Annotated in this window: 22 protein-coding genes and 1 riboswitch; of the genes, 12 read left to right on the top strand and 10 right to left on the bottom strand. The window is 69.4% G+C overall.

The features are described 5' to 3' along the window. Positions 1-304 precede the first annotated feature (304 nt). The 5 genes from AS97_RS29960 to AS97_RS29940 are packed head-to-tail and all read right to left on the bottom strand — an operon-like array spanning position 305 to position 6,102. Positions 305-1,375 carry an SIS domain-containing protein gene (locus AS97_RS29960; protein ID WP_059147783.1) on the bottom strand — a complete coding sequence of 357 codons (1,071 nt, stop codon included), beginning with the start codon at positions 1,373-1,375 and terminating at the stop codon, positions 305-307. 52 nt (positions 1,376-1,427) lie between these two features. After that, complete coding sequence (locus AS97_RS29955) at positions 1,428-2,987, bottom strand: glycoside hydrolase family 3 N-terminal domain-containing protein (protein ID WP_059147784.1); 1,560 nt, start codon at positions 2,985-2,987, stop codon at positions 1,428-1,430. 9 nt (positions 2,988-2,996) lie between these two features. Beyond that, positions 2,997-3,827 carry a carbohydrate ABC transporter permease gene (locus AS97_RS29950; protein WP_059147785.1) on the bottom strand — a complete coding sequence of 277 codons (831 nt, stop codon included), beginning with the start codon at positions 3,825-3,827 and terminating at the stop codon, positions 2,997-2,999. Continuing rightward, positions 3,824-4,825 (bottom strand): sugar ABC transporter permease, encoded by a 1,002-nt coding sequence (locus tag AS97_RS29945; protein WP_059147786.1) that lies wholly within the window; start codon positions 4,823-4,825, stop codon positions 3,824-3,826. The genes AS97_RS29950 and AS97_RS29945 overlap by 4 nt, the downstream gene beginning before the upstream one ends. 5 nt (positions 4,826-4,830) lie before the next feature. Continuing rightward, positions 4,831-6,102, bottom strand: a complete 1,272-nt coding sequence (locus tag AS97_RS29940; RefSeq protein WP_125756212.1) for an extracellular solute-binding protein — start codon at positions 6,100-6,102, stop codon at positions 4,831-4,833. A gap of 262 nt (positions 6,103-6,364) precedes the next feature. Here AS97_RS29940 and AS97_RS29935 point away from each other — a divergent pair, with 262 nt between their 5' ends. The 3 genes from AS97_RS29935 (at position 6,365) to AS97_RS29925 (ending at position 9,243) form a co-directional block, all read left to right on the top strand. Beyond that, entirely contained in the window at positions 6,365-7,159 is a 795-nt protein-coding gene (locus AS97_RS29935; protein ID WP_197049237.1) for a GntR family transcriptional regulator, read from the top strand. A gap of 213 nt (positions 7,160-7,372) precedes the next feature. Beyond that, entirely contained in the window at positions 7,373-7,633 is a 261-nt protein-coding gene (locus AS97_RS29930) for a DUF3311 domain-containing protein (RefSeq protein WP_086710950.1), read from the top strand. Continuing rightward, on the top strand, positions 7,630-9,243 hold the full coding sequence (locus tag AS97_RS29925) for a sodium:solute symporter family protein (RefSeq protein ID WP_210565975.1): 1,614 nt from the start codon (positions 7,630-7,632) through the stop codon (positions 9,241-9,243). The genes AS97_RS29930 and AS97_RS29925 overlap by 4 nt, the downstream gene beginning before the upstream one ends. 118 nt (positions 9,244-9,361) lie before the next feature. Here the strand turns inward: AS97_RS29925 and AS97_RS29920 are convergent, their stop codons facing one another. Further along, positions 9,362-9,985 carry a hypothetical protein gene (locus tag AS97_RS29920; protein ID WP_210565974.1) on the bottom strand — a complete coding sequence of 208 codons (624 nt, stop codon included), beginning with the start codon at positions 9,983-9,985 and terminating at the stop codon, positions 9,362-9,364. Positions 9,986-10,160: 175 nt separating this feature from the next. Between AS97_RS29920 and AS97_RS29915 the strand changes: the two genes are divergently transcribed. Beyond that, positions 10,161-10,466, top strand: coding sequence for a hypothetical protein (locus tag AS97_RS29915; protein WP_210565973.1), 306 nt, complete (start codon positions 10,161-10,163; stop codon positions 10,464-10,466). A 10-nt stretch (positions 10,467-10,476) separates the two neighbouring features. On the opposite strand, the gene AS97_RS29910 is transcribed toward AS97_RS29915, so the two are convergent. From AS97_RS29910 to AS97_RS29900, 3 genes are all read right to left on the bottom strand, one after another. After that, positions 10,477-10,827, bottom strand: a complete 351-nt coding sequence (locus AS97_RS29910) for an ATP-binding protein (RefSeq protein WP_210565972.1) — start codon at positions 10,825-10,827, stop codon at positions 10,477-10,479. A gap of 86 nt (positions 10,828-10,913) precedes the next feature. After that, entirely contained in the window at positions 10,914-11,384 is a 471-nt protein-coding gene (locus AS97_RS29905) for an NUDIX domain-containing protein (protein WP_125756218.1), read from the bottom strand. 3 nt (positions 11,385-11,387) lie between these two features. After that, positions 11,388-12,131: a helix-turn-helix domain-containing protein gene (locus tag AS97_RS29900; protein ID WP_210565971.1), complete on the bottom strand. Its 744-nt coding sequence runs from the start codon at positions 12,129-12,131 to the stop codon at positions 11,388-11,390. 440 nt (positions 12,132-12,571) lie between these two features. Between AS97_RS29900 and AS97_RS29895 the strand changes: the two genes are divergently transcribed. The 3 genes from AS97_RS29895 (at position 12,572) to AS97_RS29885 (ending at position 13,593) form a co-directional block, all read left to right on the top strand. After that, on the top strand, positions 12,572-12,907 hold the full coding sequence (locus AS97_RS29895) for a hypothetical protein (protein WP_210565970.1): 336 nt from the start codon (positions 12,572-12,574) through the stop codon (positions 12,905-12,907). 194 nt (positions 12,908-13,101) lie between these two features. Next, positions 13,102-13,425 carry a hypothetical protein gene (locus AS97_RS29890; RefSeq protein WP_201724755.1) on the top strand — a complete coding sequence of 108 codons (324 nt, stop codon included), beginning with the start codon at positions 13,102-13,104 and terminating at the stop codon, positions 13,423-13,425. Between the two features lie 18 nt (positions 13,426-13,443). Next, positions 13,444-13,593 carry a hypothetical protein gene (locus AS97_RS29885; protein WP_161500529.1) on the top strand — a complete coding sequence of 50 codons (150 nt, stop codon included), beginning with the start codon at positions 13,444-13,446 and terminating at the stop codon, positions 13,591-13,593. Between the two features lie 56 nt (positions 13,594-13,649). Here the strand turns inward: AS97_RS29885 and AS97_RS29880 are convergent, their stop codons facing one another. Continuing rightward, complete coding sequence (locus AS97_RS29880; protein WP_185929714.1) at positions 13,650-14,588, bottom strand: IPT/TIG domain-containing protein; 939 nt, start codon at positions 14,586-14,588, stop codon at positions 13,650-13,652. Between the two features lie 463 nt (positions 14,589-15,051). Here AS97_RS29880 and AS97_RS29875 point away from each other — a divergent pair, with 463 nt between their 5' ends. From AS97_RS29875 to AS97_RS29855, 5 genes are all read left to right on the top strand, one after another. Next, on the top strand, positions 15,052-15,339 hold the full coding sequence (locus tag AS97_RS29875) for a hypothetical protein (protein ID WP_059147795.1): 288 nt from the start codon (positions 15,052-15,054) through the stop codon (positions 15,337-15,339). A gap of 40 nt (positions 15,340-15,379) precedes the next feature. Beyond that, on the top strand, positions 15,380-15,544 hold the full coding sequence (locus tag AS97_RS29870) for a hypothetical protein (RefSeq protein ID WP_185929715.1): 165 nt from the start codon (positions 15,380-15,382) through the stop codon (positions 15,542-15,544). A 104-nt stretch (positions 15,545-15,648) separates the two neighbouring features. Next, positions 15,649-16,155, top strand: a complete 507-nt coding sequence (locus AS97_RS29865) for a GNAT family N-acetyltransferase (protein ID WP_210565969.1) — start codon at positions 15,649-15,651, stop codon at positions 16,153-16,155. Between the two features lie 191 nt (positions 16,156-16,346). After that, positions 16,347-16,490, top strand: a riboswitch (cobalamin riboswitch). Positions 16,491-16,625: 135 nt separating this feature from the next. Beyond that, positions 16,626-19,037, top strand: a complete 2,412-nt coding sequence (locus AS97_RS29860) for a ribonucleoside-diphosphate reductase subunit alpha (protein ID WP_059147797.1) — start codon at positions 16,626-16,628, stop codon at positions 19,035-19,037. Beyond that, complete coding sequence (locus AS97_RS29855; RefSeq protein ID WP_059147798.1) at positions 19,037-20,053, top strand: ribonucleotide-diphosphate reductase subunit beta; 1,017 nt, start codon at positions 19,037-19,039, stop codon at positions 20,051-20,053. The genes AS97_RS29860 and AS97_RS29855 overlap by 1 nt, the downstream gene beginning before the upstream one ends. Positions 20,054-20,083 lie beyond the last annotated feature (30 nt).

Here is a 20,083-nt window from a genome sequence, read left to right as displayed (position 1 = left end):
CAGTGGTCTAGTCCAGAATATCGAGCACTGCGATCTTCCGCTCTCCCCGCACAGGAGGGCGGATCGAGGAGCCCGGAGCGCTCTGCCCTGACCGCCCGGGGTCCTCAGGTCGGCCGCTCGGCCGATGCAACTCCGGGCTGCGGTGCCGGGTGGGTTGAGGGTCCCGCCCTGGCGCCGCGGCCCGCGGGTGCCCCACCCGTCGTACTCAAGGCTCCAGAGCACCCGTCGTACTCAGGCTCCCGCGCCTCCTCGAAGGCCGCGGGAGCCTTTTCCGTGCCGCAAGCAGTACGCCAGGCCGTACACCTCAGCGGGTCTCCGTCACCTTCGCCAGCGCCCTGGGCGCGTCCGGGTCCTGGCCGCGCGCGATCGTGACCTCGTACGCCAGCATCTGCAGCGGGAGGATCTCCAGGATCGGCTGAAGCTCCTCGGCGACCCCGTCCGTCGGCAGGGCGAACCCCGCCGAGGCCCGCTCCACTTCCGACGCGCTGCCGATGACGACGAGGTCGGCGCCCCGGCCGCGCAGCCGCTCCAGGACCGGCTGCAGCGCCTGGCCGCCCTTGCCCTCGGTGACGATCGCGATCACCGGCGAGATGTTGTCGACCATGGCGAGCGGACCGTGGAGCAGATCGGCGCCGGAGTAGGAGAGCGCCGGGATGTAGCTGGTCTCCATCAGCTTCAGGGCGGCTTCCTTGGCGGTCGGATAGCCGTAGCCCCGGGAGGTGAGGACCATCCGCTCGGCGAAGCGGTAGCGCGCCGCGAGCTGCCGGACCTCGTCCTGGCGGTCGAGGATCTGCTGGGCGAGGTCGGGCAGCACCTTGGCGGCCGCGCCGTCGCCGCCGCGCAGCCCCTCCACGAAGAGGTAGAGGGCGAGGAGTTCGGCGGTGTAGGTCTTGGTCGCGGGCAGCGCCTTCTCCGGCCCGGCCAGGACGTCGATGTGGAATTCGGAGACGGCCGCGAGCGGCGAGTCGGCGTTGTTGGTGACCGCCAGGGTGATCGCACCGGCCGCGCGGGCGGCCTCGGTGGAGGCGACCAGGTCCGGGGAGCCGCCGGACTGGCTGACGGTGATCACCAGCACATCAGTGAGGTCCGGCTGGGCGCCGTATGCGGTGGTGGTGGACATGGAGGTCAGCCCGCACGGCTTGCCGAGCAGCACCTCGAGCAGGTACTTGGCGTACAGCGCGGCGTTGTCCGAGGTGCCCCGGGCGGTGAGGAGGACGAAGCGCGGGTTGCGGGCGGCGATCCGCTCCGCGACCTCGCGGATCCTCGGGGCGCCCTGGTCGAGGATGCGGCGCAGCACGGCGGGCTGCTCGGCCATCTCGCCGGACATGATCCGGCCCGGCTGGTCGCTGTGCTGGGCCGTCGTCGTGGCGGACATGCTGGGTGCCTCCAGGTGGCTCTGTGCCGGCTGTGCTCGGTGGGGCTGGGGATCAGTCCCCCGGGTGGTCACCGGCGCCGATGCCGACGATCACCTCGGCCGCCGCCCGTCCACACACCCGGGCGGCGCCGTGGGTCGCGATGTGCAGCGCTCCGACGGGCGGCGCCTGGGGCACTCCCATCTCGACGACGACCGTCTCCGGCCGGGCGGCGAGCAGGGCGTCCAGCGCGTCGGCCATCCAGGGGTGCCGGTGGACATCGCGGACCACAGCGACGATCCTACGGTCCGCCGCGGTGTCGAGCATATTTTCGATCAGTGCGGGGACGCCCCCGGCCTCGGCGTCCTGCCACCCGTAGGTGGCGGTCCCGGTGCCGGGGCGCAGGCGGGCCAGTTCGGCGCCGACGCCCCAGGGGGTCTCCTCGCCGACCGCGATGTTGGCGACCGGGGTGAAGGCGGCGACGTAGGCGGGCCCGGTCACCGGCTCGTACGGCACCCCGGCCGGGGTGACTCTGAGCGCCCGGCGCGCGGCGGCGAGCCCCACCCCCGCGGCGGGCTCGATGCCATGCGCCGCGCGCGGTCCGGCAGAGTGCCGCGTCCACTCCCCCAGGGCGCGCACCCGCGCGGCCGCCTCGGCCAGCCGTTCCTCCGCCAGCCGTCCCTCGATGACGGCCGTGACCAGCGCGTCGCGCAGCCGCAGCACGGTGTCCTCGTCGGCGAGTCCGCCGCCCACGCAGATCGCGTCGGCGCCCGCGGCGATCGCCATGACGCTGCCGTGCTCGATGCCGTACGCGTCGGCGATGGCCCGCATCTCCATGCCGTCGGTGACGATCAGTCCGTCGAAGCCGAGGCCGCCGTCGGCCACGGGCCGGCGCAGCAGGCCGTGCAGCGCGGCGGGGCTGAGGGTGGCGGGCAGGTCGGGGTCGAGCACGGGCAGCAGGATGTGCGCGCTCATCACGGCCTTGGTCCCGGCGGTGACGGCGGCGCGGAAGGGCACCAGTTCGCGGGCGATCAGGGTGTCGAGCCCGGCGTCGATGCGCGGCAGGGCGTGGTGGGAGTCGACGGCGGTGTCACCGTGGCCGGGGAAGTGCTTGGTGCAGGCGGCGACCCCGGCGCTCTGCAGGCCCTCGATGTACGCGGCGGTGTGCCGGGCGACGAGCCCGGGTTCGGCGCCGAAGGAGCGCACGCCGATGACCGGGTTGTCGGGGTTGGAGTTGACGTCGGCGGAGGGCGCCCAGTTGAGGTTGACGCCGCACTCCGCGAGGCGGCGGCCCAGCTCGCGGGCGACGGCCCGGGTCAGCTCCGGGTCGTCGACGGCGCCGAGCGCCAGGTTGCCGGGGAAGGAGGAGCCGGCTCGCACCTCGAGCCGGGTGACGTCGCCGCCCTCCTCGTCGATGGCCACCAGGACGTCGTCACGCTCGGCGCGCAGCTGGGCGGTGAGCGCGGCGAGCTGCTCGGGCGAGGTGATGTTCCGGCCGAAGAGGCCGACGGAGGCGAGCCCCTCGCCGAGCCGCCGGAGCAGCCAGTCGGGGGCGGTGGTGCCGGTGAAGCCTGGCTGCAGAACGGTGAGAGCGTCGCGGGTGAGGGTGGCGGAGTCATGCGCGAGGGTCGTCATAAACCGGGATCATCCCTTCACAGCGCCGGAAGTGAGCCCACCGACCGCCTTGCGTTGCAGAAACAGGAAGAGAACCAGGATCGGGATGGCGAACAGCGAGGCCGCCGCCATGGTGGCACCCCAGTCGTCGCCGAAGGCGGTCTGGAAGCTGGACAGCCACAGCGGAAGCGTCTGGGCCTCCGGGTCCTTGTTCAGGATGAGGACGAGCGGGAATTCGTTCCAGGCCGTGATGAAGCCGAAGAGCGAGGTGGCCATCAGCCCGGGCGCCAGCAGCGGAAAGATCACCCGGACGAACGCCTGCGGACGGGTGCAGCCGTCGACCATCGCCGACTCCTCCAGCTCCTTGGGGATCGCGGCCACGTAGGCGCGGAGCGTGAGGATCGTGAAGGGCAGCACCATGACCATGTAGAACAGGGTCAGCGGAAGCAGGCTGTTCAGCATGTCGCCGTCACGGACGAGCATGTAGATGGCGATGACCAGGACTTCCCAGGGCGCCATCTGCGCGATCATGAAGGTCACCAGGAAGCCGCGGCGCCCCTTGAACCGCATCCGGGCCAGGGAGAACGCCGCGAGCAGCGCGATCACCAGCGAGAGGGCGACCGCCGAGAGGGTCACGGTGAGCGAGTTGCCCACCAGCGTCCAGAAGTTGTCGGCGTTCAGGGCCTTCTGGAAGTGGTCCAGGGTGGCACTGGTCGGGAACCACACCGGGTCCTCGGAGATGACGTCCGAGGTCGGCTTGAAGGCCGTGGTGAACATCCAGTAGACGGGGAACGCGAAGCCGATGAAGAGCACGACGGCGGTCGCGTTGGGCCACAGCCGGGCGAGCGGCGAGCGCTTCACAGCTCGTCCTCCTCTTGCCTGAGCACGATCCGGAGGTAGTAGGAGGTCAGCGCCAGCAGGACGGCGATGGTCAGCAGCGAGATCGCGGCGCCCATGCCGTAGTGCTGATTGCCCACGCCCTCGATGAAGGCGTAGACGGGGAGGGTTTCGGTGAGCCGGTCCGGGCCGCCCTCGTTGATCGCGAAGACCTGGGTGAACGCCTTGAAGACCCAGATGACTTCGAGGAACGTCGTGGCCAGCAGAAACGGCTTGAGGAAGGGGAACGTCACCGAGGTGAAGCTCTTCCAGGTGCCGGCGCCGTCGAGCGCGGCCGCCTCGTAGAGCTCGCCGGGGATGGTGGTGGTCGCGGCGTAGAGGTTGATCGCCACGAAGGGGATCGACTGCCAGACGATCAGCAGGGTGATGATGAAGAAGGTGGAGAACTGGCCGCCGGTCCAGTTGTAGTGCGCCATGGAGTGCCAGCCGAGCGCGTCCAGGACCCAGTTGACCACCCCGAAGCGGGCGGCGAAGAGCCACTGGAAGACGGTGGTGCCGGCGATCGGCGGCATGGCCCAGGCGAGCACCAGACCGACCGAGAGCAGCAGCCGCATCTTGCTGCCGAGGCGGGCCAGCAGCAGTCCGATCAGGGTGCCGAGCAGCATGATCAGCACGACGTTGACCGCGGTGAAGATCACCGACCGGAGGGTGACCCGCCAGAAGTCCTCGCTGGTCAGCGTCTCGCGGTAGTTGTCGACACCGTTCCACTCGGTGAGGTGCTGGATGAGCTGCCGCATATTGAGGTTCTGGAACGACAGCAGGCCGTCCTTGACCAGCGGCCAGCCCAGCAGCAGCACGGTCGCCACCAGCGCGGGCAGCAGCAGGAGGTACGGGGCGGCGCCGGTCAGCCGTCCGCGCCCGGGGGTGCCCGGGGCCGGGCGGCGGGGGCCTGGCGGCTCCCCGCTCCGGCGGACCCCGGCCGCCGCCGGGCCGGGGTCCTGGCGTTCGGTCGCTACGGACATTCGGCTCAACGCTCCTGGCTGAGGCGCTTGTTCAGCTCGCCTTCGACCGACTTGGCCGCCTCGGCGGGCGACTTACCGGTGAGCACCGCGGTCATATAGCCCTTGACCGGGTTCGGGGCGTTCTCCACCGGGGCCCATTCGGGGATCAGCGGAGTGGTGCCGCCGGTCGCGGCGGCCGGTGCGGCCGCCAGCCCGGCGGGGTTGCCCTTGAGCCGCGTCTGGAGCGACTCCTTGTTCGGGATGACACCGCCTTCCTTGGCGAGCTGTCCCTCGTAGGTGTCATTGAGCGCGATCTTCAGGAACTCCTTGGCCAGCTCCTGCTTCTCGCTGCCCGCGGCGACCGCGAGGTTGGAGCCGCCGAGGAAGACGCCCTCCGGCTTGCCGGCGGTCTCACCCGGGATGGTGAAGTAGCCGATGTCCTTCTCGATCTTCGGGTTGGCCTTGATCGCGATACCGGCTTCCCAGCCCATGCCGATGAACGCGCCGGTCTTGCCCTTGGCGAAGACCTCGCCCTGCTGCGGAGTGGCCTCGTCCTTGTCCTTGGGGGCCTTGCTGAAGGACTGGTACTGCTTGTAGATGTCCATGGCCTTGGCGACCTTGGGGTCGGCGAGGTTGGAGACCCACTTGTCGCCGTCCTTCTTCACCAGGTCGGCGCCGGTGCCGATGGTCAGCCCGTCGAAGAAGTACCAGTTCTGACCCGGGAGATAGAGCGGCTCGGCGTCCGTCTTCTTCCCGATGGTGTCGAGGTCCTTGAAGAACTCGGTACGCGTCTTGGGGGTGTCCTTGATCCCGGCCTCGGCCCAGATCTTCTTGTTGTAGAGGACGACCCGGTTGGCCGCGTACCACGGCGCCGCGTACTGCTTGCCGTCGTAGACCGCGGACTTGTTGATCGACTCCGACCAGTCGGCGCCGATCGACTTCTTCAGGTCATCCAGTTCGGCCAGTCCGCCGGTCTGCGCGTACGACGGCGTCTGGGTGTTGCCGATCTCCAGCACATCCGGCGGATCGGATTCCGAGAGCGCGGTGGTCACCTTCTGCTGAATGCCGTTCCACTGCTGGATCTCCAGCTTCAGCTTGGCGCCCGTCTTCTTCTCGAAGGCGGCCTTGACATCCTTCGTCCAGCCGTCGGGCGCGGAGCCGTCCATCGCCCAGACGGTCAGCGTCTCGCCCTTGAAGCCATCCGCTCCGGCCTTGTTGTCATCGCCATCGGACCCACAGGCCGCGACGGAAACCAGCATTGCCGCGACACCCGTCGCCGCTATGAGCCCACGCTTCACAGCACTCTCCTCACAAGGCCGGATCAGAGGTTTAATGGTCCAGACCAGTGCCCTGGAGCTTGGCCTAGACCTTTTGGGCTGTCAAGGGTGTATAAGAGTCACCGGCGGCTCCGTTACCGGACCGACACTTCCCGACATCCGGACCGAGCGGACGCCCGGAGCCAGGACCGTGCCACGATGTGAGGCGCTGGATTCTTCAGGAGACCGGTGACGGCGGCAGACGCCGGTGACGGCAGTGGACCAGGAGTCGGAAGGGCGCGCGATGGAGACCGAGGGGGCAACGGCGGCAACGGCGGCCATCACCACGGCCGAGAGCGACGGCAACGGCTCCGCTGGGACGCGTACCGCACGCGTCCCGAAGTACTACCGCCTCAAGCGCCACTTGCTGGAGATGACCGAGACCCTGCCACCCGGCACCCCGGTCCCCCCGGAGCGCACCCTGGCCGCCGAGTTCGACACCTCGCGCACCACCGTGCGCCAGGCGCTGCAGGAGCTGGTCGTCGAGGGGCGCCTGGAGCGGATCCAGGGCAAGGGCACCTTCGTGGCCAAGCCCAAGGTCTCCCAGGCGCTGCAACTCACCTCGTACACCGAGGACATGAAGGCCCAGGGCCTGGAGCCCACCTCCCAGCTCCTGGACATCGGCTATGTCACCGCCGACGACCGGCTCTCCGGGCTGCTGGACATCGCCGCCGGCGGGCGGGTGCTGCGCATCGAGCGGCTGCGGCTGGCCAGCGGTGAGCCGATGGCGATCGAGACCACCCATCTGTCCGCCAAGCGCTTCCCGGCGCTGCGCCGCAGCCTGGTGAAGTACACCTCCCTGTACACGGCGCTGGCCGAGGTGTACGACGTCCGCCTGGCCGAGGCCGAGGAGACCATCGAGACCTCGCTGGCCACCCCGCGCGAGGCGGGGCTGCTGGGCACCGACGTGGGGCTGCCGATGCTGATGCTCTCGCGCCATTCGCGGAGCGCGTCCGGGGAGCCGGTGGAGTGGGTGCGGTCGGTCTACCGCGGGGACCGCTACAAGTTCGTGGCCCGGCTCCAGCGGCCGAACGGCTGAGGGGCGCCACGCCGGGCGCGCCGCGACTGACCCGCGCTACGGCGGGGCCAGGCCACGGCGACCTGCTTTCTTTCTCATACCGATATACGGACGGGTAGTGACGACCGCCGGGCCGGGGGCTTAGATTTCCTGCGCATTACACAAATGATCAGCTGGAACCCAGGTGATCGACCGTGACGCAGGTGATGAGCCGAGGGGACTGGAGCCCGCCGCATGTCAGACACGTCCGCTTCACCCGGCAGGAGACCGGTCGTGACGCCTACGCGCGTCGTGGCCGCTCTGTGCCTGATCGCACCCTTTGTCGGGATGCTCTGGGTCGGCTCGTACGCCAAGGTCGAGCCGACCCTCATCGGGATCCCGTTCTTCTACTGGTACCAGATGCTCTGGGTACCCATCTCGGCCGTGCTGACCTCGGTCGCCTACGTCCTGGTCCGCCGCGAGAAGCGGGCAGGCAAGGGGGGTGAGTCGGCATGAACGACGGAGTGAACGGCGTCGCACTCGCCGTCTTCATCTTCTTCTTCGTGGTCGTCACGGCCATGGGGTTCCTGGCCGCGCGCTGGCGCCGCGCCGAGAACGCCAACAACCTCGACGAATGGGGACTGGGCGGCCGCAGCTTCGGCACCTGGATCACCTGGTTCCTGCTCGGCGGCGACCTCTACACCGCGTACACCTTCGTCGCCGTCCCGGCGGCGATCTACGCGGCGGGCGCGTCCGGCTTCTTCGCGGTCCCGTACACCATCCTGGTCTACCCGCTGATCTTCACCTTCCTGCCGCGCCTGTGGTCGGTGTCCCATAAGCACGGGTATGTCACCACCTCGGACTTCGTCCGCGGCCGCTTCGGCTCCAAGGGCCTCTCGCTGGCCGTCGCGATCACCGGCATCCTCGCGACCATGCCGTACATCGCCCTCCAGCTCGTCGGCATCCAGGCGGTGCTGGACGTGATGGGCGTCGGCGGCGGGGAGAACACCAACTGGTTCATCAAGGACCTGCCGCTGCTGATCGCCTTCGGCGTCCTCGCCGCGTACACCTACTCCTCCGGGCTGCGCGCGCCCGCGCTGATCGCCTTCGTCAAGGACACCCTGATCTACATCGTCATCGCGGTGGCGATCATCTACATCCCGATCAAGCTGGGTGGCTTCGACGACATCTTCAGCGCGGCGAACGACAAGTTCACCAAGGCCGGTGCGGGCGGGCTCGCACCCCCCGCGGAGGGTCAGTGGGCCTACGGCACCCTGGCCCTGGGCTCGGCGCTCGCCCTGTTCATGTATCCGCACTCGATCACCGCGACGCTCTCCAGCCGCAGCCGCGAGGTGATCCGCCGCAACACCACGATCCTGCCGCTGTACTCGCTGATGCTGGGGCTGCTGGCACTGCTCGGCTTCATGGCCATCGCCGCCGGGGTGACGGTCGAGAACGGCCAGCTCGCCATCCCTCAGCTCTTCGAGGACATGTTCCCCGACTGGTTCGCGGGCATCGCCTTCGCCGCGATCGGCATCGGCGCCCTCGTCCCGGCGGCCATCATGTCGATCGCCGCGGCGAACCTCTTCACCCGCAACATCTACAAGGACTTCCTGCGGCCGAACGCCACGCCGGAGGAGGAGACCAAGGTCTCCAAGCTGGTCTCGCTGCTGGTGAAGGTCGGTGCGCTGATCTTCGTGCTGGGCATGGACAAGACCGTCGCGATCAACTTCCAGCTCCTGGGCGGCATCTGGATCCTCCAGACCTTCCCGGCCCTGGTGGGCGGCCTGTTCACCCGCTGGTTCCACCGCTGGGCACTGCTGGCGGGCTGGGCGGTCGGCATGGTCTACGGAACGTGGAAGGCGTACGACACCCCGAGCGGCACCCAGAAGCACTTCGGCAACACCGCCGATATGCCCGCCATCGGGGAGATCGGCTACATCGGCTTCACCGCGATCGTGCTCAACGTGCTGGTGACCGTCGTGCTGACGTTTGTGCTGCGCGCGCTCAAGGCTCCCGACGGCATCGACGAGACCACCGCCGCCGACTACAAGGCGGACGCGGGCGACCCGGGCGTCCAGGTCGACCTCCCGCCGGCCACGGCGGGCTCCCCGGGCGGCCACTGACGCCTGCGGCGGGCCGCGCGGATTGCATGGCTTGCATGGCGAACGGGCCGCCGGCCCCCTCTCGGGGCCGGCGGCCCGTTCGTGCGGTCGCGGCGTACGGGGGTGCCGGGTGCGGGGCCTACGGATGGTACTTCTCTTCGACCGTCTCGGCACCGGCGGACTTGGTGCTCAAGGTGACGCGAACGGTCACGCTGCCGGTCTTCGCGGCCTTCTCCAGATCGTCCACGGTGCACTTCGTGGTGCCGTAACCATCCTCGCCGAGGGCCACGTGGCCGGACTCCTCGCCGCAGATCGCGGCCGCGCCGAGGACCTGCGTGGCGTTGGAGACGTAGAACGCCTGGTCGGTGCTGCCGTCCTCGGGATGGACGATCAGCTTGCCGGGCGCGAGGTACTGCAGCTTGCCGACGTACGTGTGGTGGTTGCCCGCGTTGGCGACGCCGCCGCCGGAGGAGGCGGACCCGCCACCGGTGCCGCCGCCGTTCTGGCCCTGCGAGCCGGAACTGTCCGAGGAGGAACCGCCCGTAGAAGAGCCACCCTTGGCGGAGCCGCCCGTGGACTGGGCCGTGGCCGAGGCGTCCTGCGAGGCGGACGCGACCGAGGAGTTCGAGGAACCGGCGGACTCCGAGTCGTCGGGACCGCAGGCCGTGGCCCCCAGGCCCAGCGCCGCGGCGGCGACGATGGCCGCGGCGATGCGACGGCCGGCACGGCCGCGGAAGCGCTTGGTGGTGGTGGCGGTGTTCATGGTGGTGCTCCTGTTGTTCTGTTCTCTTGTCTCGCTCCCGGACGGCCACCAGCTTCGGAGATCGGATTGGCGTTCTGCTAACGGGCGGCTAATGCACTGGTGGCAGGGGCATTAGCGGGATCGCGACCCCGCCCGGGTGAGTCCCGTCCAGGTGAGTACGGATACCTACGCCGTGATGACTGCGCTACCCGCCCTACGCGGGGTGCGCGATCGTCTCAAGGTCAAGGGATGGCGCGTCACGGAGTACGGCAAGAACAAGCAGATCGAGGAGTGGAGCGTACGAGCCGAGCGCGACGGCGGCTGCACGATCCACCTCACCTGGGAACCGGAATTCCAGCGGCTCTCCGGCTTCGTCAGTGCGCCCTGCGCGATGGACCCCGGCTGGCCGGAGGAGAAGGAAGAACAGGAGAAGGAGGACGGGTACAGCGGCTCGTACGACGAGCCGGACCTGAACTCTCCTCCGGTGCTCACCCCGGCCTGATACCGGCGCGTCAGGCGGCGATCTCGTAGGCGTCGCGGGGCGGCTGCGGTGCGAGTTCGAACCAGAGCAGCTTGCCGCTCCTGCCGAACAGCTCGTCGGCGAGGGCGTAACCACCCCAGTTGTCGGCGCGGATCCGGACGATGAGCAGGCCGCGCCCGTACGTGGCCTCGATGTTCGCGGCGGCCTCGGCGAGGGCGCACGAGCGGTCGAAGAGGGCCGGGGGCTTGTCGAAGGGCGGCGGGATATCCGGATTGGAGTCCCACACTCTGATCCGCAGACGGCCCTCCGCCACGGCGCGGATGCGCATTTCGGCCGGACCGGTGGTGTGGCGGTAGGCGTTCGTGACCACCTCGCAAGTCATCAGCCAAAGTGGGTCTTTCTCCGGCCGTCCCGCATCGGCCTGCTGGTCTATGTGCAGGCTGGGCCTGACCTGGTCGTTTATGCGGGTCAGCCGAGATACGGCCGGTCGCGGTGGGCCAGGAAGTGGCGGAGCCGGAGCTGTTGTGTGTGGTGCATGGGGAGCTCTGCGAGTTCTTCCGGCGAGACGAACCGTAGTTCCGTGGACTCATGGGAGATCGCGAGTTGGCCGCCCACGATGCGGGCGGTGAAGCAGACGTTGAACTGTCGGCGGACCTCGCCGTCCGTGTAGGCGATCACATGACGCGGGTCGGTGTATGTGCCGACGAGTCCCGTGATCTCTACCTCGAGTCCGGTCTCTTCCTTGACCTCACGGACAGCAGTTCCCGGCAGGGAGTCGGTCATCTCCATGCCGCCGCCGGGCAGGGCCCAAAGATCATTGTCCCGACGGCGCTGGAGCAAAATACATCCGCTGTCGTCGGTGACGACAGCGGAGGCTGCGACAACCAAGCTGTTCGGCTCAGGTGCGTCCGGATCGTCGTAGTACTCGGTCCGCGCCATAAGTCAGCCTTCCTGTACCGGCGTCGCTGTCGCCCATACGGCGTCGAAACTCTGGGCGTAGGTGTCGAACATGCCGCCCTCGCCGTGTCGGCGCAGGTGCCAGACGGGCGCGCCGTACGCGTTCACGCCCCAGACGTGGGCGTTGACCATGACCTGATCATCTGCACGATAGAGCGAGTTGTAGAGGGTCGTTCCGTGCGTCCGCACCTCGACGCCCGGGGTGTCGATGAGGGAGCGGTAGTGCAGGAGAGCGAGCCGACAGCGGGATTCGATGCCGTGGCCGAACTTCTCTTCCTGGCCGCGCTGTTGGACGTTGGGGCTGTCGGCGTCGCCGACAGCGATGCGTACGGCGCAGCCTTGGGCGGCTCGTTCCCGTATAAGATCGTTGAGGCGGGGGTACGCCTCGTGGAGGAAGACGGCAGCGTACACGAGCACGTCAATCCGTTCGCGGGCCTGCGTCAGCATCTCCACGAACGTGGACACGGGGATGTCCGCGCGCTGGTCGTAGAGCGCCACCAGCTCGGGGCTGACCGCACGGGCGGGGCGCGCTTGGCGTAGCGCTGGCCATAGGGCGTGCACGTCTTCTCCTAACGTTTCCGCTGCCAGGATGGCCGTGCCGCGTCGCGGCGTACGGTTGAGGTTGACCCATCTTTCAACGGACTTGGGGTCTACCTCGACCTTTTCCGCGAGGGTGGCGTACGTCCAGCCTCCGGAAGCCATGACGGCACGTAGCCTCTCGTTCGGCATCTGAGTCTCTCCCCACATGTCGGGACGGCACTAGGGACGTTTTACCCGACGCGGGACGTCCAGAAGTGGGGTTTAGGGGAGGTTCCTACGTCCTGATCACAGCGCGATGATCGCGAAAAGACTCCCGCGACCGTTGCAGGCGGCCCGGGAGCGTGGTCAACGCTGTGAAGGAGCGTCAACGTGCAAGAGAGTATCGCCCGACTCGTGGAATGGCTGCTGCGGCTGGTGCTGCCCGCGCCGGGTCGTCATCGCGCCGTTGGCCGCCGGCCCGCCGTGGCGTGTGTGGATACGCCGACGGTTCGTATGGCACGTGTGCCGGTGGCTCACGTTTGGGTGCCACGTGGTGAGGACGGGGCGGGCACAAGTCTGGTCCGACCGTACGTGGTCGCTCATGACCGACAGTGTGGGTCTGCCGGGCACGGCGTGAAGGCGGTGGCGCTGTGAGCGTACGCCCCCGTTTGCTGCCATGGCCCGGCCCTGGTGGGAAGGCGTGCTATCTGGTGTCGGACGCGGATGGTGAGGGGTATCTGTCGCGGCTGGCGGACGAGATGGAAGCGGTTCAGCTTCAGATGGGCGCTGAGCTCATCGGCCATGCCCGCCTGATGCTCGGCGACCGGAAGACGGACGCCCGAGAGCTCCGCTACCTCTCCAACCGCCTGGTCGAAGCCCTGCAAGACGCGCTCCGGCTCGCGGAGAGTCGCGGCGGGCGTCTGCCGGTGCCCGACGAGTCCGAGAGCGACGGACCGGCTCAGACAGAGGAGGGGCGCAATGAGTGAAGCGTCAGGAGGCTGGCAGGTCGGTCCGGCATCGGGCCGTGGGCTACGTCCCGGGAAAGACGGTCTGCTTGAACTGCCGCTTCAGGTTCTCCGCCCCGGTTGCGCGTCTCGGGCCTCGCTGGTGCTGACGGTGGTGGAAGCGGAGCAGTTGCATGCCGCCTTGTGTTACGCGCTCGGCGGCGAGCCTGCACCCGATGACGCGCCAGAGTGCCGTAAGCCAGTGCGCTATCCCGGAATGGATCGGCACTCCGTACTACCCACCGAGCGCGGCGGTACGGGCCGACGGCAGGGGGAGCGTCGTCTACGCCTCCTGGAACGGCTCGACGCAGACCAGAGCATGGCAGGTGCTCGCCGGATCTTCCCCCGACTCCCTGACGGTCGTCGTCGGGCACGCCCCACGGTCCGGATTCGAGACGGCCGTCACCACGACCGCCACCGGCCCGTACTTCCAAGTGAGGGCAGTGGACGCAAGCGGGAGAGTCCTCAAGGAGTCCAAGGTCGTGAGACGGCCCAGCTGACGGCTGACCAGGGGCACAGTGGCAGGCAGGCCCCCCGACCGGGGTGGTGATCCGCGCGGACACGCCGTCGTCGTCCTGGCCGACGCCGGTGAGCTCGTGGCCGTCCGGGCGCCGGGCGCCGCCGGCACCCAGCGGCTCGAACGGACGGAGCCGGTCACCGGGCCCTGACGGAAGGGGCCCGGTGACCGGCGGTCCGGTCGGACGTGCGCGTCGGACGGCGGACGTCAGGTGTAGATGAAGCCGCCGGGGACGGTGACCGTGCCGAAGGCCGTCACCAGGGTGACGGTCGCGGTGCCGACCGCCCCGGCCGGGGTGATGCCGGACACCGCCGTGGGGGTGGCGGTCACACCGGTGGCGGGCACGCCGTTGAACAGCACGGCCAGCACACCACCGAGGTTGGTGCCGGTGATGGTGAACGGGGTGAGGCCGGTGTGGGGCCCGGTGTTGGGCGTGATGGTGACGGGCGCCGGTGCGGGCGGCGCGACGAAGTAGGTGAAACCGCCGGGGACGGTGGCGGTCCCGCCCGGGCCGCTCAGCGTGACGGCGACGTTGCCGCCCGCGGGCGGGCCCGCCGGGGTGATGCCGATCAGGCTGGTCCCGCCCGGGTTGATGGTCAGGATGGCCGACGGGCTCCCGCCGAAGGTGACACTGGTGACGCCGGTCAGATTGGTGCCCGTGATCAAGTACAGGGCGCCGCCGGTGGTCGGTCCCACGGTCGGGGTGATGGAGACGGCGGTGGGCGGCGTCGGCGCCACATAGGTGTACACCTGGCTGTTGCTGGTGCCGACCGTGGTGGTGACCAGGACCTGGACGGACCCGGGCGCGTGCGGCGGGGCTATCACCACGACGATGTCGTTGGTGGGATTCCCCGGCCAGCCGCCTCCGGGCCAGCCACCACCGCCCCAGCCACCGCCCCAGCCGCCGCCCCAGTCACCATCCCAGCCGCCGCCACCGGAACTGCTCTGGCTGACGATCTGGGCGGGCACGCCGCCGAAGGTCACGCTGATCACGTTGCGCAGGTTCTGCCCGTTGAGCTGGACGAGGTTCCCACCGGCGGCGGGGCCCGAGTTGGGCACCACGGACAGCAGCAACGGCGGCCCCACCTGCGACGGGGGCCAGTTGGCCGCAGTGGGGGCGGCGGTCGCGAGAGCGGTCGAAGTCATGGTTGGTCCTCCCGGGAAGGGTTCGGGCGATATGCGCCGGCGGCATGCCGATGTCGTGGGCAAGCCGCTGGTCAACGCCTCGTCGTCGCCGCGCGGTCGAGGCAGGCCGGCACCGGAGGAACAGAAAGCCGCCGGGCGGCCGGTCAGGGCGCGGGATCGATGCGCCGGATGAGAGCGGAGCTACGGGACGAACGCCCGGCTCCTGGATGGCCTACGAGGTATGAGGCACCCCCGGCGGCACGTTTCCAGTTATCCACGCTCACCCCCGTCGCTCAAGGTTCCGGGGCTGCCATCACTCGTTTGGCGCATCTGGGCGCGCCTGGCGGCGAGCTTGTATGACAAGCGCTCCGCTATTCGGGGGAACCCGCGGCCGGAGTATGGCCTGCCGTCCTCCACCGTGCCTCTAATGAGTGACATCGGCAGTGCCAACCCGTGCGGGACCACCCGGGGAGGGAGCGATCCGATGAGCCTCGCCGCATTCCTCCTCGCCCTCGGCACCACCTGCCGTATCACCCGCTTCATCACCAAGGACACGCTGGCGGCGGGGTTCAGGACCTGGGTCGCCGACCGCTTCGGCGACGACTCCCGGTTCTCCTATCTCGTCAACTGCGGCTGGTGCACCAGCACCTGGGTCGCCGGCGCCATCGCCGTCTACGCCTCCTTGCTGCACACCACCGCGTGGTTCCACCTCCCGGCGACCGCCCTGACGCTCTCCTACCTCGCCGGGCTCGCCTCGCGGTGGCTGGACTGACACCCATCCGTACTGGACTCGAGGGAAAGGAACGGCAGCCATGGCCTGCAACTGCGGCGGAGGGGCACGTGCCCCGCAACCCGTTGTCGTCTATGAGTTGACGCTGCCGGACGGCACGGTCCGGCGCTATTTCACCTATCAGGAGGCCGACGCCGCCAACAAGCGCGCGGGCTCCACCGGAGTGATCAGCACCGCCGTCCAGTGACGGCGAAGCCCGGCGAGTGACGGCGAAGCCCGGCGAGTGACGGCGAAGCCCGGCGAGTGACGCATGGCGGCCCCGCTGTCAGTGGTGTGCGGCAGACTGCGGCCATGGACATCACGATCAGGCGCGCGCGGGACGAGGAGCTGGACGGAATCGGGGAGCTCACCGCGCAGGTGTATCTCGGGGACGGCCTCCTGGACTTCGGGGACAGTGATCCATATCTCACCACCCTGCGCGACGCCCGGCGCCGGGCCGCCGAGGCCGAGCTGCTGGTCGCGGCGGACGCGGCGAGCGACGAGGTGCTCGGGGCCGTGGCGTTCGCGGTGTACGGCGGGGCGTATGCGGAGCTGGCCCGACCCGGCGAGGGCGAGTTCCGGATGCTGGCCGTTCGGCCGGAGTCGCGGCGGCGCGGGGCGGCCGAGGCGCTGGTGCACGCCTGCCTGGACCGGGGGCGCGCGCTGGGGCTGCGGCGGATCGTGATCAGCAGCCAGCAGTCCATGACCGCCGCCCACCGGCTGTACGAGCGGCTGGGGTTCGTGCGGGCCCCGGAGCGGGACTGGTCGCCGATAGCCACGTTGGAGCTCACCCTGTGGGCGTTCACAGTGGAGCTGTGACGACCGGCGGCACACGCCCCGGCCCAGGCGGCGCACGCCCCGGCCCAGGGGCTCGGGCGCGCCCACGGGCGCGCGTACCCGCCCGGCCACGGGCCGCCACGGGCCCCAGGTCACAGGCCACCTCCGGAACGCATTAGCACATTCATGCGAAACTCCGCACCTCACGACACAAGATATGGGGGTGCGTCCGTCGGCCGACACAAGATGTATGCTCGTCCTCGCTGTCGCCGCAGGGGAATCCGGTGAGAATCCGGAACTGTCCCGCAACGGTGTACGTGTGCGCTTATGCGGCGTGCCCGTAAGTCCGAGCACCTGCCGACGGCCCTGTGTGAACACGTCCCCCGGCCTCGAGGGTTGGGCCGATGGACGCTGCGTGGAGTGCCTGACGTACGAGGAGTGCGGCAGCGGCATGCCCGTACGCGCCCATCGCACCCCCTCGTGGCCCCGGCCGAGCGAGGGAGAGCACCTCAGTGACCATCGCGCCCGCAGATCCGGTTTCAGAGCAGGCGGTTTCTCAGGCAGCGCACGACGCGCCCGGAACCGCCCTGCTGCGGACACTTACCGGACTCACCGCCGATCTGCCCGCCACCGACCCCGGCAAGGTCGCGGCCGCCGCCCTGCGCGGCCGCCATCCCGGCTCGGACGAGGCGGAGCTGCGTGGCCTGGCGACCGAGGCGGCGGCCGGGCTGATCGCCGAGGAGCCGGAGTACTCGCGGCTGGCCGCGCGGCTGCTGGCGCTCACGATCACGGAGGAGGCGGCCGGGCAGGGCGCGGTCTCCTTCTCCACCTCCGTCCAGGTGGGCCACCGCGAGGGCCTGCTGGCCGACTCCACCGCGGAGTTCGCGGCCGCCCACGCCGCACGGCTGGACGCGCTGGTGGAGCGGGCCCTGGCCGACGGCGCCGACAAGCGCTTCGGCTACTTCGGACTGCGCACCCTCTACAGCCGCTATCTGCTGCGCCATCCGATCACCCGTCAGGTGATCGAGACCCCGCAGCACTTCCTGCTGCGGGTGGCCTGCGGGCTCGCCGAGGACCTCTCGGAGCGGGCGCTGGACGATGTGGCCGAGCTGTACCGGCTGACCAGCACGCTGTCGTATCTGCCCAGCTCCCCCACGCTGTTCAACTCCGGCACCCGGCATCCGCAAATGTCGTCCTGCTATCTGCTGGACTCACCGCTGGACGAGCTGGACTCGATCTACAACCGCTACCACCAGGTGGCGCGGCTGTCGAAGCACGCGGGCGGCATCGGCCTGTCCTACTCCCGTATCCGGGCACGCGGTTCGCTGATCCGGGGCACCAACGGGCACTCCAATGGCATCGTGCCGTTCCTGCGCACGCTCGACGCCTCGGTGGCCGCCGTCAACCAGGGCGGCCGGCGCAAGGGCGCGGCCTGCGTCTATCTGGAGACCTGGCACGCGGACCTCGAGGAGTTCCTGGAGCTGCGGGACAACACGGGCGAGGAAGCCCGCCGCACCCACAACCTCAACATCGCCCACTGGATCCCGGACGAGTTCATGCGCCGGGTCGAGGCGGACGCCGACTGGTCGCTGTTCTCCCCGGTCGACGCGCCCGCTCTGGTGGACCTGTGGGGCGATGAGTTCGACGCCGCGTACCGCAAGGCCGAGGCCGAGGGCCGGGCGGTCAAACAGGTCCCGGCGCGGCAGCTGTACGCCCGGATGATGCGCACCCTCGCGCAGACCGGCAACGGCTGGATGACCTTCAAGGACGCCGCCAACCGCACCGCCAACCAGACCGCCGAGCCCGGCAGGGTCGTCCACTCCTCCAACCTGTGCACCGAGATCCTGGAGGTCACAGACGACGGCGAGACCGCCGTGTGCAACCTCGGCTCGGTCAACCTCGCCGCGCACCTGGACGAGGACGGGCAGCTCGACTGGGAGCGCCTCGACGCCACCGTCCACACCGCCGTGACCTTCCTCGACCGCGTGGTGGACATCAACTTCTACCCGACGGACGAGGCCAGGGCCTCCAACTCCCGCTGGCGGCCGGTGGGTCTGGGCCTGATGGGGCTGCAGGACGTCTTCTTCCGGCTGCGGCTGCCGTTCGACTCGCCCGAGGCCAAGGCGCTCTCCACCCGGATCTCCGAGCGCATCATGCTCGCCGCGTACGAGGCGTCCTGTGAACTGGCCGAGCGCCACGGCCCGCATCCGGCCTGGTCCGAGACCCGCACCGCGCGCGGTGTGCTGCACCCGGACCACTACACGGACGCGGTGGCCACCTGGCCGGAGCGCTGGGAGGCGCTGCGCACGCGGATGGCGAAGTCCGGGATGCGGAACTCGCTGCTGCTGGCGATCGCGCCGACCGCCACCATCGCCTCCATCGCGGGCGTCTACGAGTGCATCGAGCCGCAGGTCTCCAACCTCTTCAAGCGCGAAACGCTCAGCGGGGAGTTCCTGCAGGTCAACTCGTATCTGGTGGACGACCTCAAGAAGCTGGGCGTCTGGGACGCCCAGACCCGCGAGGCGCTGCGCGAGTCCAACGGCTCGGTCCAGGAGTTCTCCTGGGTGCCCGCGGACGTACGGGACCTGTACCGCACCGCGTGGGAGATCCCGCAGCGCGCCCTGATCGAGATGGCGGCGGCCCGGACCCCGTACCTGGACCAGAGCCAGTCGCTGAACCTCTTCATGGCCTCGCCCACCATCGGCAAGCTCAGCTCGATGTACGCGTACGCCTGGAAGCGCGGCATCAAGACCACGTACTACCTGCGCTCGCGTCCGGCCACCCGGATCGCCCAGAGCGCCCGTGGCGGCGCCGCGGCCACCGCGCCCGCTCCTGCCCCCATCCCCGTACAGCAGGCTCCGGCCGAGGCCGACGCGATCGCCTGCTCCCTGGAAAACCCCGAGTCCTGCGAGGCCTGCCAGTAATGTCCCCCACGTCCCAGAAGAACCTGCTCGACCCGGGCTTCGAACTGACCCTGCGGCCGATGCGGTACCCGGAGTTCTACGACCGCTACCGCGACGCGATCAAGAACACCTGGACCGTGGAGGAGGTCGACCTCCACTCCGACGTCACCGACCTCGCCAAGCTCTCCCCCGGTGAGCAGCATCTGATCGGCCGTCTGGTCGCCTTCTTCGCGACCGGCGACTCGATCGTGGCCAACAACCTGGTGCTGACGCTCTACAAGCACATCAACTCCCCCGAGGCGCGGCTGTATCTGTCGCGGCAGCTCTTCGAGGAGGCGGTGCACGTCCAGTTCTATCTGACGCTGCTGGACACCTACCTCCCCGACCCGGACGACCGCGCCGCGGCCTTCGCCGCCGTCGAGAACATCCCCTCCATCAGGGAGAAGGCGGAGTTCTGCTTCCGCTGGATGGACTCGGTGGAGAAGATCGACCGGCTGGAGAGCAAGGCGGACCGCCGCCGCTTCCTGCTCAACCTGATCTGCTTCGCGGCCTGTATCGAGGGGCTGTTCTTCTACGGCGCCTTCGCGTATGTGTACTGGCTGCGCTCGCGCGGGCTGCTGCACGGCCTGGCGACGGGCACCAACTGGGTGTTCCGCGATGAGTCGATGCACATGGAGTTCGCCTTCTCGGTCGTGGACACCGTCCGCGAGGAGGAGCCGGACCTCTTCGACGACGAGCTCCAGCAGCAGGTCACCGACATGCTGAAGGAGGCCGTCGAGGCGGAGCTGCAGTTCGCCCGCGATCTGTGCGGGGACGGGCTGCCGGGCATGAACACCGCGTCGATGCAGGAGTATCTGCAGTGCGTGGCCGACCAGCGCCTGATGCGCCTCGGCTTCCCCGCGGTCTTCGGCTCGGAGAACCCGTTCTCCTTCATGGAGCTGCAGAACGTCCAGGAGCTGACCAACTTCTTCGAGCGCCGCGCCTCGGCCTACCAGGTCGCGGTCGAGGGCTCGGTCGCCTTCGACGACGACTTCTGATGCCACAGGGCGGGCCGGACCCCGGGTGGG

Origin of the sequence: Streptomyces sp. AgN23 (assembly GCF_001598115.1) — a bacterium.
GTDB classification, from domain to species: Bacteria; Actinomycetota; Actinomycetes; order Streptomycetales; family Streptomycetaceae; genus Streptomyces; species Streptomyces antimycoticus.
The sequence above is the reverse complement of the archived record's forward strand: the minus strand, read 5'-3'. Positions and strand labels throughout refer to the sequence as shown.

Coding starts and splice junctions, on each gene's coding strand:
- AS97_RS29960 (WP_059147783.1), bottom strand. CDS start 1,375: ATGTCCGCCACGACGACGGCCCAGCACAGCGACCAGCCGGGCCGGATC.
- AS97_RS29865 (WP_210565969.1), top strand. CDS start 15,649: ATGGACATCACGATCAGGCGCGCGCGGGACGAGGAGCTGGACGGAATC.
- AS97_RS29915 (WP_210565973.1), top strand. CDS start 10,161: ATGACTGCGCTACCCGCCCTACGCGGGGTGCGCGATCGTCTCAAGGTC.
- AS97_RS29875 (WP_059147795.1), top strand. CDS start 15,052: ATGAGCCTCGCCGCATTCCTCCTCGCCCTCGGCACCACCTGCCGTATC.
- AS97_RS29945 (WP_059147786.1), bottom strand. CDS start 4,825: ATGTCCGTAGCGACCGAACGCCAGGACCCCGGCCCGGCGGCGGCCGGG.
- AS97_RS29905 (WP_125756218.1), bottom strand. CDS start 11,384: ATGGCGCGGACCGAGTACTACGACGATCCGGACGCACCTGAGCCGAAC.
- AS97_RS29925 (WP_210565975.1), top strand. CDS start 7,630: ATGAACGACGGAGTGAACGGCGTCGCACTCGCCGTCTTCATCTTCTTC.
- AS97_RS29930 (WP_086710950.1), top strand. CDS start 7,373: ATGTCAGACACGTCCGCTTCACCCGGCAGGAGACCGGTCGTGACGCCT.
- AS97_RS29870 (WP_185929715.1), top strand. CDS start 15,380: ATGGCCTGCAACTGCGGCGGAGGGGCACGTGCCCCGCAACCCGTTGTC.
- AS97_RS29920 (WP_210565974.1), bottom strand. CDS start 9,985: ATGAACACCGCCACCACCACCAAGCGCTTCCGCGGCCGTGCCGGCCGT.
- AS97_RS29910 (WP_210565972.1), bottom strand. CDS start 10,827: ATGACTTGCGAGGTGGTCACGAACGCCTACCGCCACACCACCGGTCCG.
- AS97_RS29955 (WP_059147784.1), bottom strand. CDS start 2,987: ATGACGACCCTCGCGCATGACTCCGCCACCCTCACCCGCGACGCTCTC.
- AS97_RS29880 (WP_185929714.1), bottom strand. CDS start 14,588: ATGACTTCGACCGCTCTCGCGACCGCCGCCCCCACTGCGGCCAACTGG.
- AS97_RS29935 (WP_197049237.1), top strand. CDS start 6,365: ATGGAGACCGAGGGGGCAACGGCGGCAACGGCGGCCATCACCACGGCC.
- AS97_RS29855 (WP_059147798.1), top strand. CDS start 19,037: ATGTCCCCCACGTCCCAGAAGAACCTGCTCGACCCGGGCTTCGAACTG.
- AS97_RS29890 (WP_201724755.1), top strand. CDS start 13,102: ATGACGCGCCAGAGTGCCGTAAGCCAGTGCGCTATCCCGGAATGGATC.
- AS97_RS29900 (WP_210565971.1), bottom strand. CDS start 12,131: ATGCCGAACGAGAGGCTACGTGCCGTCATGGCTTCCGGAGGCTGGACG.